Here is a 13,930-nt window from a genome sequence, read left to right on the forward strand (position 1 = left end):
TTATTATCTTCAATTGGGTATATTTCACCAGCTCAATATGAAACAGACTACTATGATAATTTAAACGAGTCAGGTAAAGTGGCCTGACTTAAACAAACTGGTCTCCGATGAACTCGGGGCGATTCAATATGAGGCTCAATAACAAAGTTATACTGAGGATGTTTACGTATTTCGGCTTTTATAGCAGTTACTGAACGCGGAAAATAATCGCCAAGTCCTTCATCTAACGCTTTTAACATGCTTTCATAACTCAAATCACCATTAACTGTTAAGCCATTGTTCTTTAATACATAATAATCAGACCAACTTTGCTTTTGTAAGGCTATGAACGGCTTTAGTTGTTTAAGGGTTTTTATATCTGAAAATTCGCCCAACCGGCTTTGTTTAACCATGAGCAAGCGCTTTGAATGCAGCCCATTATAAATAGGATAACTTGTGCGGATTAAATGTCTTTGCTCTGCAAGGGAGTTTGGCAAAGTTAACCAAGCTAAATTAACATCATCGTTACGTGTGAGCTCTTCTAAAATTCTTTTAGTATTCATTGGCTCAAGACTATAAGCAATATTGAGCTTTACATTAACCTTTGCAAAGCTCTTTTCTAATAATGTTAAAATATAGTGGTTTTTTGGTATGTCTTGGGTGCTTGGTTTGCCAAGCTTAAGGGTGATCGTTTGCTCAGTGCTACTGGCAAAAAATGACACTGCCATTAAAATTAAACTGCAGCATAAAATAATAAGCTTCATAGTTATTCCAAGTTGCTTTAGCAATGTAACAAACTAAACAAATGATAAGTATAGCGGCAACTTAAAATTGCGTTAGTTTATGTACGATAAAGCACCTTAATCACATGCCAACCAAATTTCGTTTTTACTAAATGCGGTTCTAAAATTGCACCACTAAAGGCCACCTTATCAAACTGTGGAACCATTTGGCCTCGTCTAAACTCACCTAAATCACCGCCTTTTTTACCCGATGGGCATGACGAATACTTTTTAGCTAAAGTTTGAAACTTTGCGCCTTTGCCTAATTGCTTGATGATGTCTTCTGCAATCTCTTTATGTTTTACTAAAATATGCAGTGCGTGCGCCGTATTTGCCATGAAAAAGCCCTTAAAACCTATTTACTAGTAATTAAACGCCGCGATTTTAGCACAGCCAATATATTCAGGCATCTATTAAAGCACTTATAAATAGTGGGCTTGGTCTTGCTTTGAAGGGATCCTGCAATAGTGATATTTACCAAATAAGGTATATCGATTTGATGCAATTTTATCATAAAGCCAATTATTAAAACTATTTGGCAACACACTAAATATACCACTAAGTTTCCACGGATAGCCTAGCTGTTTAATCACCTCAAAAAATGCATGGCTTTGTATAAATGCTTGAGCGTTTTCAATGTAAACCATAGAGACAAAATCAGTTGTCGAATAGCCAAAGTGCATTAATATTTGCTGTCCTTTTGGCGATTGCACACTGCACAGTTTAAATATGGCCTGAGGGTCGTGAGCAATAATAAAATTACACCACGCACTACAAAGCTTGCACTGGGCGTCGAACAGTATAATTTTTTGGTTTTTTATTAGCGCGGCGGTATGAGTCATTAATTACTTGCTCAAGCGAGGGCTTATTGTTGCACTGGTTTTTTTTGTAGCTTGCGCTGCAAAGTGCGTCTATGCATATTAAGCTGCCTTGCAGTCATTGATACATTACCGTTGTTGCTGTGCAATACATGTTGAATATGCTCCCACTCCAAACGCTCAGGTGACATAACCTCTTCAGGAATTTCGGTTACTGTCGATACCGGCTCTACTTTTAGCGCTTTTAGTAAGCTTGCCATATCGACAGGCTTAGTTAAATAGTCATTAGCGCCCAAGCGCATCGCCTCTACGGCTGTAGCTATACTTGCAAAGCCAGTAAGCAATACAATATGCGCCTTGGGTAACAAGTGTCGCAGCGGTGCAATAAGCGCCAGCCCATTTTCATCTGCTAACTTCATATCTAATAAAATACAATCAGGTTGCTGCTGGCGAGCCCTAAGTAAAGCCTCTGTTTGGTTATGTGCAACCTCACAGTTAAAGCTGTGTTTTGTTAAGCGCCTTGCCAAAGTGGTAGCAAGGTTACTGTCATCTTCAATAATTAGCAGCTTCATAGCGCCGACTCGGTTATTAATAGTGGCATTTGTATCTTGGCCACCGCCCCACCATCGGGGTGATTATAAACAGTTAACGAACCATTTAAACGCTCAAACGTGACATTTGATAACATAACCGCTATTCCCATGCCTTGCTCGCTGGGCATGAGCTGCCCGCCTAACTCCGCTAACTCTGAGGATAAAAAACCAGCGCCAAAATCCCGAATAATTAACGCAATACTTTGCGCATCTGGCTGTTGCCAACTCAACTCTAATTGCATTTGGCCTTTTTTTTCGTTAGCAAGCGCTGCATTTTGTAATAAGTTTAAAATAGCAGGTAGCAGCATGGCATCACTTTTTAATGTGGCTTTAGGCGCCTCATTAAGCCAGTTTATTTGTTGATTAGGGTATTGTAATAGCAACGTATCATGAATTTGATTTTGCAGCTGCTCTGCTTTTATAGGTGTTTGCGTGTTTTTATCTCGTAGCTGCATAGAGAGCTTTCTAAAATCATTAAGCTGAGTGCGACATTGCAGCAGGGGTGCTTGCATTTGCTGAATAATTTCATTGTTGGGATACTCTTCTACAAGCTCTTCAAACAATAATTGTAAATTAGCAATAGGCGTTGCTAATTGATGAGTAATTTGCGCCGCTGCGCCATCGAGAGTAACCAGTTGTTCACTACGCAACTGTTTCTCTCTAACTTTGGCAATAGTGCGCTCACGTTGTTGTAAAGCACGGTTCATTGCACCAATAACCAACGCAATCACGCAGGCACTGATAACAAAATTAACCCACATGCCAATAAAGTGGCCACTCATGTTCATTTGGTGCATGCTATGCTCTGGCATTTTAATCAGTAGCATGCTGTAGGCAGCGATAGCCAGCACAGCAATATAGGCAAGCCCACGAGCGCTCAATGTAATTGCCGCTATCATAATAGGTAACAATAATAACGACACAAATGCGTTAGTTGCACCGCCACTTAAAGACAACAAAATAGTTAAAAAAAGTACGTCAGCGGTCAGTTGCATCAGCATGCCAACTGGCTTTGCTTGGCTAACATTTCTATAAGCAAAGATACTTGCTAACTGAAAAACCGCCTCAAGCGTAATAACGGCTAGCAACGGCATGAGCGCAATTTGATGCTCTAATAAAAAATAAACGCTTAACACCGCAATAAGCTGCACAGCAATGGCGCCACTGCGCAGCATTAATAACCGGCTAATAGCAGGATCGGTTTTAATTAACACAATAAGATTCACCTGACTGAATATACATTGCTTTGTTATCCATTATAAATAACGCTTTTTATTCTAATGATTTCATAATATGCGCCTCATATTAGCTGCTCGCTCAGCCGCACTCAAGCATATATGGTCAACAAAGTATTCGAATTCTAATAATTGTAGAAAGCCTATGAGCTATCGTGTAAAACACGCACAATCATTAAAAGCATTTAATTAACACAATAAAAACAAGCCACTTACCTTTAAACAAAAATGCAGCAAATAGTCCGTAAAATAGCAGTAATTACTAAGCAAACCATGCTATAAACTAGTGTTAACAGCTAATTTTTGATATAACGTCCTCATTAGACGAACACGTCATACCACTTTTAAGAGAACACACTATGCCTTACGCACATATCACTGGTTGGGGTAAATGCATTCCACCAGCAAGCATCAGCAACGACGAAATAAGTGAAATTGTAGATACAACCGATGAGTGGATCACCACTCGCACAGGTATCAAGGCACGAAGAGTTAGCCATGTAAGTACTGCTGAACTTGCTAGTGTGGCTGCAAAACATGCCATTGCTTGTGCTGGCGTAGATGCAAAAGATATCGATTTAGTTATTTTAGCAACGTGCACCCCCTCAACAGTAGTCGCAAACACCGCCTCATTAGTACAAAAAAATATTGGTGCCACAGGCGCTGCAGCCATGGACACCAACGCGGCATGTTCTGGTTTCTTATATGCTTTACAAGCTGCGACAGCGCAAATTCAAGCTGGCATGATCAAAAAAGCAGTCGTTATCGCGGCTGAGCGCATGACGTGGTATGTAAACTGGGCACGACGCGACAGCGCAGTATTATTTGGTGATGGTGCCGGTGCCGTTGTGCTTGAAGCAGCAGAAACACCTGCAGGCTTATTAGGGACTAAAACCGGTTGTGACAGCGAAGATCGTGATATTTTACACATTACTAATTTTGGCAGTGATTTAAATAAATATGAGCCAATTGGTCCATCAGACCTTTTATTTGAAGGCCGTGAAATATTTAAACGTGCCGTTAAAGGCATGAGTGAAGCCTGTGACGACGTGCTTGAACAAGCCAATCTTAAGTTAGACGATATCGATGTACTAGTTCCGCATCAAGCCAATCTACGCATTATTCAAGCTATTCAAAATCGCTTAAAAGTGGATGACGAAAAAGTAATGGTCAATATTGGTGAATATGGCAACACCTCTGCTGCCACCATTGCAATTGCATTGTGTGAAGCCGTTGAGCAAGGCTTAATTAAACCGCATGCAAACATTATGTCGGCGGCATTTGGGGCTGGCCTTACTTGGGCGGCAAGCTATATAAAATGGGGCGAGCGAGTAACGCCTATTGCTATTAGTGATGCTGAGCTTCCACCGTGTGATAAAACGGGTTTAGAGCTTGTTGCACCGGCTGTAAAAGCGTGTAAAGACGCAGAACCTAGCTAAAAGCTAATATATATGACCATGCACATGTATTGATAAACAGCGCACTGCTTTTAGTGCGCTTTTTGCTTTTTGCTTTTTAAGGAAAATATATGCAACTACTAGGCATTCATCATGTAGCCATCATTTGTAGCAACTACCCACGCTCTAAACATTTTTATAGTGAAATATTAAAACTCACGATTATTAATGAGCATTATCGTGCACAGCGTCAGTCTTACAAACTCGATTTAGCTTTACCTGATGGTAGTCAGTTAGAATTATTTTCGTTTAATGATGCGCCAAGTAGACCAAGCTACCCCGAAGCACAAGGACTTAGACATTTAGCATTTAAAGTTGGGTGTATTAATACTGCTAAACATTATTTAGAGTCACACAATGTCATCGTCGAAAATATTAGAGAAGATGAAATAACCGGCAAAAAATTCACCTTTTTTGCCGATCCAGATGGCTTACCCCTTGAGTTATATGCACTTTAACATCAAATAACTCAAGGTAAACCTTAACCCAAGTTCAGGTTAGTTAAATCGATTTTGTAGGTAAGTAAATACTGCACGAATACCCAGTGCTTCACCACCAGCTGGACGCCCGGGTAATGCACGTAAATTCCATGCCATTACGTCAAAGTGAACCCATGGTGTATTTGGCTCTATAAACTCTTTCAAATAAAGCGCAGCGGTTATTGCGCCACCAAATGGCGTACTTGCACAGTTAGCCATATCAGCCACATCGCTTTTCAAAAATGGTTTGTATTGTTCGAATAACGGCAATTGCCAAACAGGGTCGTTAACTTGCATTCCCGAGTCCATAATGGCATTTGCTACAGCGCGATCCGTTGAGAAAAAACCTGGTAACTCCGTACCTAACGCAATACGGCACGCACCAGTTAATGTAGCAAAATCAATGATTAATTCAGGATCATCGTTTTGTGCTTCGCTTAAAGCATCACACAACACTAGTCGCCCTTCCGCATCGGTATTGTCTATTTCGACCATAATACCTTTACGGGTTTTTACTACATCGCCAGGGCGAAATGCATTACGCGAAACAGCATTTTCAACCGCAGGCACTAAAACACGAAGGCGTATTGGTAAGTTAGCGGCCATAATTAGCTGAGCCAGGGCAATAACATGCGCGGCCCCACCCATGTCTTTTTTCATGTTGCGCATGCCTGAACTGGGCTTTAAATCCAGTCCACCGGAATCAAAACACACGCCTTTACCGACTAACGTAATTTGTGGCGCATCAACCGCTCCCCACTTTAAATCGAGTAATCGTGGTTTATTTTCACTCGCGCGCCCTACCATGTGAATAGTTGGGTAATTTTGCTCTAATAACTCATCACCTATCCACTGCGAAAATTCACCGTCGAATGTATCTGCTAGGTCACTCATGACTTGTGATAAGTGCTGCGGCATCATATCGGCAGCTGGGGTATTAACTAAATCGCGTGCTAAATTAATGGCATCCGCTTGTTGTTTTACTTGTTCATATAATGTTTTATCAGCAATACCAAGCTGAGCTTTAGCGGTGGCTTTTTGTTTGTATTCACTAAACTCATAACCACCCAAGACAAAGCCTAAAGCAAGTTGAGCAACTAAAGACTCATCACCTTGAATTTGATAACAACCCGCAGGTAATTTACTGGCAAGCTCGCCAGCAGCCCAAAAATCATCAGTGCTTTGCATTACACAAAATACCTGACTTAGTTCACCCGTTTCTGGGTTTGGTACTAGTGCGAGTCCTGATTTTTCAAAATCTGTGTTTGCTAGCCAGCGCTGTACAAAACTCGGTTGCTGCGTAAGCCAATCGGTTAGTTCGTTTTTAACGATAAATGATAGAGGAATTCCTGAAGAGGTATGACGAAGTAAAGCACTCATTAAATGACTCACATAATAGAAAATGATGCCTTAGCATAACAATAAGCACTATTAAAAGGTATAGCTAATTATGTTCTGCTAGCTTACTTCTTCTTTGAGGGCGTTGAGTCTTGCTCTTGGTTTTGTTGAGCAATTTCTTGATCAATTTCTTTAATCGGCTTATTCATACTAAAAGAACTCGGTAATACATCAACACCTACTAACTGCCCTAGTTTAACAACCAGTGGAATAGTTAATGGTGCAAACGGTAATAACGCAAAAACGCCTAGCCCTAGTCCTTTTAATATATCAACAAACTGCTCGTTGGCGCGTTTTAGTTCTGCTTTATTTGTTTGCCCTTGGGTATAACGCCTATAAATTATTAGCATTTCTTTGGTTTCTTGCCTTTCTTGGGCAAGCGCAATTTTAAGCGCGACCATAGCACGACGAAAGCGTAGTTGTTGTCGCTTTTTACTTATTTTAGCAACCCGCCAGGGTGCACGATGGATAACTTTATATAATCGCATAGCCTGTATTCTCACACAGCGCTTTCAGTTCACAAAGAATAATTTACACGCTTTATTCAATCATTTATTCTTAAAGTTCATTTTCCTCAGTTTTAATTAAAAACATGCAAAAAAACATACCCAACACTAAACCCGAAAGGCCAAAGTCTGATGAGTGCTGCGGCGGCGGTAGTTGCTGTCCATGTGTATGGGATGAGTACAAAGAAAAACTTGCACAGTGGAAAAAACATCATGGTGAAAATATCAATAGCAAGTCAGTTTAATTCAATAATAGAAAGTAGCTAAAATAGCTTATTTAATTAATAACTATGTATCAATGCCTGCTTTTGCCCCTTTTCCCTGCCCTACTTATGATTAACTCTGCGTTATTTTTAGATAAATCATTTGTTTCAACTTGTTAAATAGTGGTTAATTACCCATTGCCCTCTTTAGTTTTTTTATCTATAGTCTATTTCGAGGACTCACAGGAGGTGCGCTTAGTTTATTAAGCTTTTAGGAGTGAGTTAGCAATATCTGCTCCCCATTGAATGTGAACCGTCCACAATAAAGTCATTAAATAGACTATACAAATCAATTCTAACTGGGGATATTTAGAATGAAATTAAAAAGCAATGCGCTTCAACAGGCCATCAAATTTGCTCTAGCAACAACAGCCGCAGGCTTATTTGTTTCTGGTTCAGCAATTGCTCAAGAAGAGCAAACCGAAGTTAAAGTAAACAAAAATGTAGAAAAAATTGCCGTAGTAGGTACGCGCTCTGCGCCTCGTTCTATTGGTGACTCTCCTGTACCTATCGATATTATTGGTGGTGAAGAGCTAAGTAAATCAGGTAACACTGATATGCTAGAGCTATTAAAAGGGGCTATTCCTTCTTTAAACGTACACTCAATGCCAATCAGTGATGCTGCTTCATTAGTGCGCCCTGCAAACTTACGCGGACTACCTTCAGATAGCACACTAATTTTACTTAACGGTAAACGTCGTCACCGTGCTTCAGTTATCGCCTTTTTAGGTGGTGGTATTAACGATGGTGCGCAAGGTGCTGATATTTCAGTAATTCCAAGTATTGCACTAAAACAAGTAGAAGTACTTCGTGATGGTGCTGCTGCACAATATGGCTCTGATGCGATTGCTGGGGTTTTAAACTTCCAACTTAAAGATGCCTCAGAAGGCGGATCTTTCGAAGTTCGTAAAGGCCAATATTACGAAGGCGATGGTGATACAACCCAAATTTCAGGTAATGTGGGCTTACCATTTACCGATAGCGGTTTTGCAAATTTAAGTTTTCAGTACAAAACTGCCGACGCAACCAGCCGCTCAGTGCAACGTTACGATGCTGCACAGCTTATCAAAGCTGGAGTGCCAGACATTGCTCCTATTACCCAAGTATGGGGTGCGCCTGAGGTAGATGACGACATCTCTATCTTTGGTAATGTTGGCTTAGAGCTTACTAACGACTCACAGTTTTATATGTTTGGTAACTACTCAGAGCGTGATGTACGCGGTGGTTTTTATTACCGTAACCCGCATACTCGCCCTGGTGCATACTCAAATGACGGTGGCGAAACACTGCTTGTTGGTGATTTAACCGGTGATATGAGCGGTAACTGTCCAACCATTATGATTGATGACAACGTTCTTGATAACCCTGACTACATTAATGGTGTAGCAAATAACCCTGATTGTTTCGCATTTAACGAAATGCTTCCGGGCGGTTTTACACCAAACTTTGGTGGTAATATTACAGATACGTCACTTACTATCGGTACTAAAGGTGAGTTTACTGGCGGCTTTTTAGAAGGCGCTTATTATGATCTAAGTGGTACGGTAGGGTATAACGAATCTCGCTACTTTATATACGACACAATCAATGCTTCACTGGGTCCAGATAGCCCGCGTGATTTTAGCCCAGGTAAATATGAACAATTAGAGAAAAACTTTAATTTTGATATTTCAAAAGGGTTTGACTTTGATTTAGCTTACGATGTAAACATTGCCGGTGGTTTAGAATGGCATGAAGAAACCTTTACCGTAGTGGCAGGTGATGAGGCTTCGTTTATTGCAGGTCCATTAACTGATCAAGGTTTTGGTATAGGTTCTAACGGTTTCCCTGGATTTAAACCATCAGATGCAGGCGAATATGACCGTCGAAACTATGCAGCTTACATTGATATTGAAGCGCCATTTACTGAAGAGTTCCTAATGGGCTTAGCGCTTCGCTACGAAGATTACGATACCTTTGGTTCAACCACTAACTATAAGTTAATGGGTCAATACCACTTGACTGAAGATCTAAATATTCGTGGCTCTATCAGCACCGGTTTCCGTGCGCCTACCGTTGGCCAAGCGAATGTTAGTAACGTACAAACTAACTTAAGCAGTGGTGTACTAGTAGATTCGGCATTGTTACCACCTACAAACCCAATTGCTATCCAACTAGGTGGTACTGAACTTGAGCCTGAAGAATCACAAAGCTATACCTTTGGTGCGGTGTATACTATTGGCGATTTATTCTTAACGGTTGATTACTACAACATCCAAGTAGATGACCGTATTAGCCAATCAGATAAAATTGAACTTAGCCAAGCAGATAAAGACACGCTTGAAGCTGCGGGCGTACCTAACGTACAAAACCTTGCGCAAGTTAGTTTCTTTACTAATGACTTTGACACCACTACACAAGGTGTTGATTTAGTTGCTAACTACTCAGCTGAATTGTTCAGTGGTAGCTCTACATTTAGCTTAGCGTACAACTGGAATGAAACAGAAGTAACACGCTCAAGTGATATAACTGGTGCATTTAAAGTTAGTCGTCTTGAAAATGACTTACCTAATCACCGTGCAACACTGAGCTGGGCACAACAATGGGAAAGCTTTTCAGCATTTTCTCGCCTTAACTACTTTGGCGAATACCAAGGCGTTCACGTAGATTATGATGAAACAGCTAAAATGGCTGACGCAGCTGTCACGTTAGATGTAGAAGTAACCTACTTCATGAATGACTCAATTAGCTTCTCATTGGGTGCACAAAACTTACTGGATCAAGAAGCAGAGAAACTTGATTTCACAGTGGCACCAAATAACAACTGGGGTGGTAAGTACTACGAAACATCTCCATACGGAATTAATGGTGGCTTTTACTACGCTAAAGCAACCTATACTTTCTAACATGTGTTAATGATAATTAAAGGCGAAATGTGTAATGCATTTCGCCTTTTTATTGCCCTTTATAAACCCATTTAAAATGACTTTTACACTCGCATTTTTTGTGACTTTGGGGTTATAGTAAATAAAAAGAATATTAGTTGTATTATGCTACTAAAAAAAGCGGACCAGTTATTATCACAAAACAAGCTCAGAGAAGCTGAGTTTCATTACAAAATGCTATTACAAGCAGAGCCTGATAATGGTGACGCCCTGTTTGGCTTAGGTAAAGTAGCACTGCGTTTAGAACAATTTGATGCCGCTGTTTATATACTACAACGAGCGTGTCAGCATCTCCCTTATGCATTAGAACCTTTGTATGCACTAAGTGATGCATTTAATGCGGTCAACTCTCCTGAAGATGCGCAAAAAGTACTCGAATACGCAACAAGTATTGCCGCAGACAACCCAGACACTCATTATTATTTAGCCCAGCACTATTTAACCTTTGGCGAGCTTGATAAAGCGCATGCCACGTTTGAGGAAGCATTAAAGCTTGGAATAGCACCAGTTACGGCTTATGTTTTATTTGAATTGGTACAATTAGGGCGCTTTAATAAAGCAAATAATTACATCGATCAGTTACACCACTTTTTAACGCAAACAAATAACCTACGCTTAAAAATGGTCTGCTACTATGCTTTAGCTAAAAGTTACGACAAGTTAGACGATACTGATCAAGCGTTTAACTATTTTGTGATTGCCAATCAGCAACAACACAAACTCAGTGAATTTAATACTGAAGATTTAATTGAGTTTTATGATCAACTTATTGAATATAATAATGAAAGTGTGTTCAATTTAGCAAACCTAAATAAGCAGTATCCTGTTACGCCCGTGTTTATTATTGGTATGCCACGAAGCGGCTCAACCTTACTGGAGCAAATGTTAGCAGGACACAGTCAATGGGCAACGCTTGGAGAAGACACCAGTATTAGTAATAAGGTAGTCGCTTTTTTAGAACATAAAACAGGGTTACGCTACCCTCAATGCTTAACTAAACTAACAACGCCTTTAATTAACCAAGCCAGAGCTATATATTTAGATACCTTAAGTTCTTCTGGGAGCAATTGCGCATTTGTGATCAATAAACTGCCTAGCAACTACCAAAACTTAGGGTTAATTTATATTTTATTCCCAGATGCTAAGTTTATTAACTTGACCCGCAACTTTAACGCAACCGCATTTTCAGTGTTTACTAATTACTTTGCTGAAAACGAACCCTATTTTTGTGATTTAAATGAATTTACTTTGTACCATCAGCTTTATGAAAAACTGATGAGCCATTGGCAGCAATTTAACCGCTTAACTATTTATAATTTAAGTTATGAGCAGTTAATTGAAAACCCTAAAGATCAATTAACCGCACTATTGAGTTTTACTGGCTGTGAATTTGAACAGACTTGTTTAGACTTTTACAAAAATAAAAGCGCCGTTACAACGCTCAGTAAACATGCCATCAGGCAACCTGTAAATAACAAAAGCCTTGATAAATGGCAGCGTTATGAAGCCCCTTTACTTAGTTTGCTCTCGTTGCCTCAAACCAATTAAGCACATCCATAAACTGTTCTTGGCGTGCCTGTGGGTGAGTAAGCATATTAATATGGTCGTAATCTACTTTGTGCCCAAAGCGGCGGCCATATATTTGCATTTTTTGCACCCCAGTACCTGACTCATCAATAAACTTTTGAATATCGATAGGCTGTGCCAATGCTTTATCTTTTACTGCCGCAATATGTAACGTTGGAGGAAGCGTGAGATTTGCTAATGTTTTAGCGTAGTCAAAGCCATCATCACTGTCTATCCACGGGTTTTGTTTCGCCCACTGCATACTTTGATAATGCGACTTTTGAGTTTCATCATCACTGCCCCACTTTAAGCGTTTTGCTGGTAAATAACCGTGTTTTTTCGCTAATATTGGCGCCATAAAATACCAAATTAAATTGGCCTGAAATAACTTTTTAGGGTGGTTATTAAATAGCGAACGCTTTGAACCAAAATAGGCACATGCTTTTACATCGTTTATCAGCTCAGGAAAGCGAGCAAACACGCTATTAAGCAGCACCCCACCCCAAGAATGGGCAACTAAAAAGTCAGGTTTTTTACTCTCTAACTGTTCAATTTTTTCAATAAATGCCGGAATATCTTCAACAATCGCCTCAGTTTGTCCATACCGTGCTTGCTTACAAATAGCAGGTTTACTTTCACCACGCCCGCGTAAATCAGCTACGTAACAACAATACCCTTGTTCAGCTAAAAAAGGCGCTAACCCTTTATTGCTATGAGTGTAAAATATTTTGCCATTTTCTACCGCACCATGAATTAATAACACCACAGGGCCGCTCGGCTTCTGATTGGCGATACGGCGCAAATGCAGTGTTTGATGGTCATCTAATTTAATAAAAACAGACTCTTGAGTAACTGCCAAAGCGAATTCCTTATAATTGCTAACAACTCATCCTACCAGTAATACCTGGTAAGCCAAAGGGAAAATTATGCACTTTTTTTGTCTGTATTTGTTACTATTGGCTTTTATTCCTGTTGTTAAAAAAGCCTCATGAAAGCAAAATCAACTCGTTCTAAATTACATCCGCGCAATCAACATAAAAATGGTTACGATTTTAATTTGCTTACCTCGCAAACCCCTTCGTTAACTGCTTTTTTAATTACGACTCCAGCAGGCAATCAAAGTATTGATTTTAGTAATAACTTAGCTGTAAAAACCTTGAATCAGGCGCTATTAAAAAGTCATTACAACATTAACTTTTGGGACATTCCTGAGCACAACTTGTGCCCACCTATTCCAGGTAGAGTAGATTATATTCATTACTTAGCTGACTTAATCAGCGAAGATAATCAGCAGGTTATTCCCACTGGCCGACAAATTAAAGTGCTTGATATAGGCACTGGCGCTAACTTAGTTTACCCGCTAACGGGCAATAGCGAATACCAATGGCATTTTACTGGCAGCGACATAGACTCTGCAGCAATAAAAATAGCCAAGCAGCTCACTCAGTTCAATAATCTAAAAATAACGCTTAAACAACAAAAAAATCCCGAGCATATTTTTAAAGGGGTGATTAATGCGAAAGATTTGTATCATTTAACGATGTGTAACCCGCCATTTCACGCCAGTGCAGAAGAAGCCAGTAAAGGCAGTGAACGTAAATGGAAAAACTTAGGCAAAGCGCCTTCGCAAGCACTTAATTTTGGCGGACAAAGTAATGAGCTGTGGTGTGAAGGTGGTGAATTAGCATTCATTTCTAACATGATCAAAGAAAGCAGGGATCACAGTGGCCAAGTAATTTGGTTTACCTCGTTGGTTTCTAAAAAAGAAACTCTAGCAGCCTTAGAAGCACAGCTAAAACAACAGCCTATTAGTGAATTTAAAATTGTTGAAATGGCACAAGGGCAAAAAGTCAGTCGCTTTATTGCATGGAGCTATTTTGATAAAGCCACCCGAGAACAAATTTGTGAAGAATTAGTATAAAGCCACTTA

The 13,930-nt window shown here is 39.9% G+C and carries 14 protein-coding genes; 6 read left to right on the top strand and 8 right to left on the bottom strand.

Features of this window, described 5'->3' with window-relative positions:
* Positions 1–50: 50 nt before the first annotated feature.
* From QL986_RS02450 to QL986_RS02470, 5 genes are all read right to left on the bottom strand, one after another.
* Positions 51–743, bottom strand: a complete 693-nt coding sequence (locus QL986_RS02450) for a hypothetical protein (RefSeq protein ID WP_290191088.1) — start codon at positions 741–743, stop codon at positions 51–53.
* A 77-nt stretch (positions 744–820) separates the two neighbouring features.
* Entirely contained in the window at positions 821–1,099 is a 279-nt protein-coding gene (ppiC, locus tag QL986_RS02455; protein WP_008464312.1) for a peptidylprolyl isomerase PpiC, read from the bottom strand.
* An 84-nt stretch (positions 1,100–1,183) separates the two neighbouring features.
* The gene (locus QL986_RS02460) at positions 1,184–1,603 is read right to left on the bottom strand and encodes a DCC1-like thiol-disulfide oxidoreductase family protein (RefSeq protein ID WP_290191089.1); all 420 of its coding nucleotides are present in this window, start codon (positions 1,601–1,603) and stop codon (positions 1,184–1,186) included.
* Between the two features lie 23 nt (positions 1,604–1,626).
* Complete coding sequence (locus QL986_RS02465) at positions 1,627–2,151, bottom strand: response regulator (RefSeq protein WP_290191090.1); 525 nt, start codon at positions 2,149–2,151, stop codon at positions 1,627–1,629.
* Positions 2,148–3,386 carry an ATP-binding protein gene (locus tag QL986_RS02470; protein ID WP_064663846.1) on the bottom strand — a complete coding sequence of 413 codons (1,239 nt, stop codon included), beginning with the start codon at positions 3,384–3,386 and terminating at the stop codon, positions 2,148–2,150. The genes QL986_RS02465 and QL986_RS02470 overlap by 4 nt, the downstream gene beginning before the upstream one ends.
* Before the next feature lie 380 nt (positions 3,387–3,766).
* On the opposite strand from QL986_RS02470, the gene QL986_RS02475 reads away from it, so the two are divergent.
* Both QL986_RS02475 and QL986_RS02480 read left to right on the top strand, forming a co-directional pair.
* Positions 3,767–4,846, top strand: coding sequence for a ketoacyl-ACP synthase III (locus tag QL986_RS02475; RefSeq protein ID WP_028834141.1), 1,080 nt, complete (start codon positions 3,767–3,769; stop codon positions 4,844–4,846).
* Between the two features lie 89 nt (positions 4,847–4,935).
* Positions 4,936–5,322, top strand: a complete 387-nt coding sequence (locus QL986_RS02480) for a VOC family protein (protein WP_008464296.1) — start codon at positions 4,936–4,938, stop codon at positions 5,320–5,322.
* Positions 5,323–5,361: 39 nt separating this feature from the next.
* On the opposite strand, the gene QL986_RS02485 is transcribed toward QL986_RS02480, so the two are convergent.
* Together QL986_RS02485 and QL986_RS02490 are read right to left on the bottom strand one after the other, a co-directional pair.
* A complete protein-coding gene (locus QL986_RS02485) occupies positions 5,362–6,723 on the bottom strand; it encodes a leucyl aminopeptidase family protein (protein ID WP_013463121.1) in 1,362 nt (453 codons plus the stop codon).
* A gap of 83 nt (positions 6,724–6,806) precedes the next feature.
* Complete coding sequence (locus QL986_RS02490) at positions 6,807–7,229, bottom strand: hypothetical protein (protein WP_013463120.1); 423 nt, start codon at positions 7,227–7,229, stop codon at positions 6,807–6,809.
* A gap of 104 nt (positions 7,230–7,333) precedes the next feature.
* Here QL986_RS02490 and QL986_RS02495 point away from each other — a divergent pair, with 104 nt between their 5' ends.
* The 3 genes from QL986_RS02495 to QL986_RS02505 all read left to right on the top strand — a co-directional run bounded on the left by QL986_RS02495 (position 7,334) and on the right by QL986_RS02505 (position 11,982).
* Positions 7,334–7,492 carry an oxidoreductase-like domain-containing protein gene (locus tag QL986_RS02495; protein ID WP_076921669.1) on the top strand — a complete coding sequence of 53 codons (159 nt, stop codon included), beginning with the start codon at positions 7,334–7,336 and terminating at the stop codon, positions 7,490–7,492.
* Positions 7,493–7,824: 332 nt separating this feature from the next.
* Positions 7,825–10,395 (top strand): TonB-dependent receptor, encoded by a 2,571-nt coding sequence (locus QL986_RS02500; protein ID WP_290191091.1) that lies wholly within the window; start codon positions 7,825–7,827, stop codon positions 10,393–10,395.
* A gap of 144 nt (positions 10,396–10,539) precedes the next feature.
* Positions 10,540–11,982, top strand: a complete 1,443-nt coding sequence (locus QL986_RS02505) for a tetratricopeptide repeat-containing sulfotransferase family protein (RefSeq protein WP_290191092.1) — start codon at positions 10,540–10,542, stop codon at positions 11,980–11,982.
* On the opposite strand, the gene QL986_RS02510 is transcribed toward QL986_RS02505, so the two are convergent.
* Positions 11,951–12,859, bottom strand: a complete 909-nt coding sequence (locus tag QL986_RS02510) for an alpha/beta fold hydrolase (protein WP_290191093.1) — start codon at positions 12,857–12,859, stop codon at positions 11,951–11,953. The genes QL986_RS02505 and QL986_RS02510 overlap by 32 nt on opposite strands.
* A 129-nt stretch (positions 12,860–12,988) precedes the next feature.
* Between QL986_RS02510 and rlmF the strand changes: the two genes are divergently transcribed.
* Positions 12,989–13,921 (top strand): 23S rRNA (adenine(1618)-N(6))-methyltransferase RlmF, encoded by a 933-nt coding sequence (rlmF, locus tag QL986_RS02515; protein WP_290191094.1) that lies wholly within the window; start codon positions 12,989–12,991, stop codon positions 13,919–13,921.
* Positions 13,922–13,930 lie beyond the last annotated feature (9 nt).

The organism is Pseudoalteromonas sp. APC 3250, assembly GCF_030407915.1.
Taxonomy (GTDB): Bacteria; Pseudomonadota; Gammaproteobacteria; order Enterobacterales; family Alteromonadaceae; genus Pseudoalteromonas; species Pseudoalteromonas tetraodonis.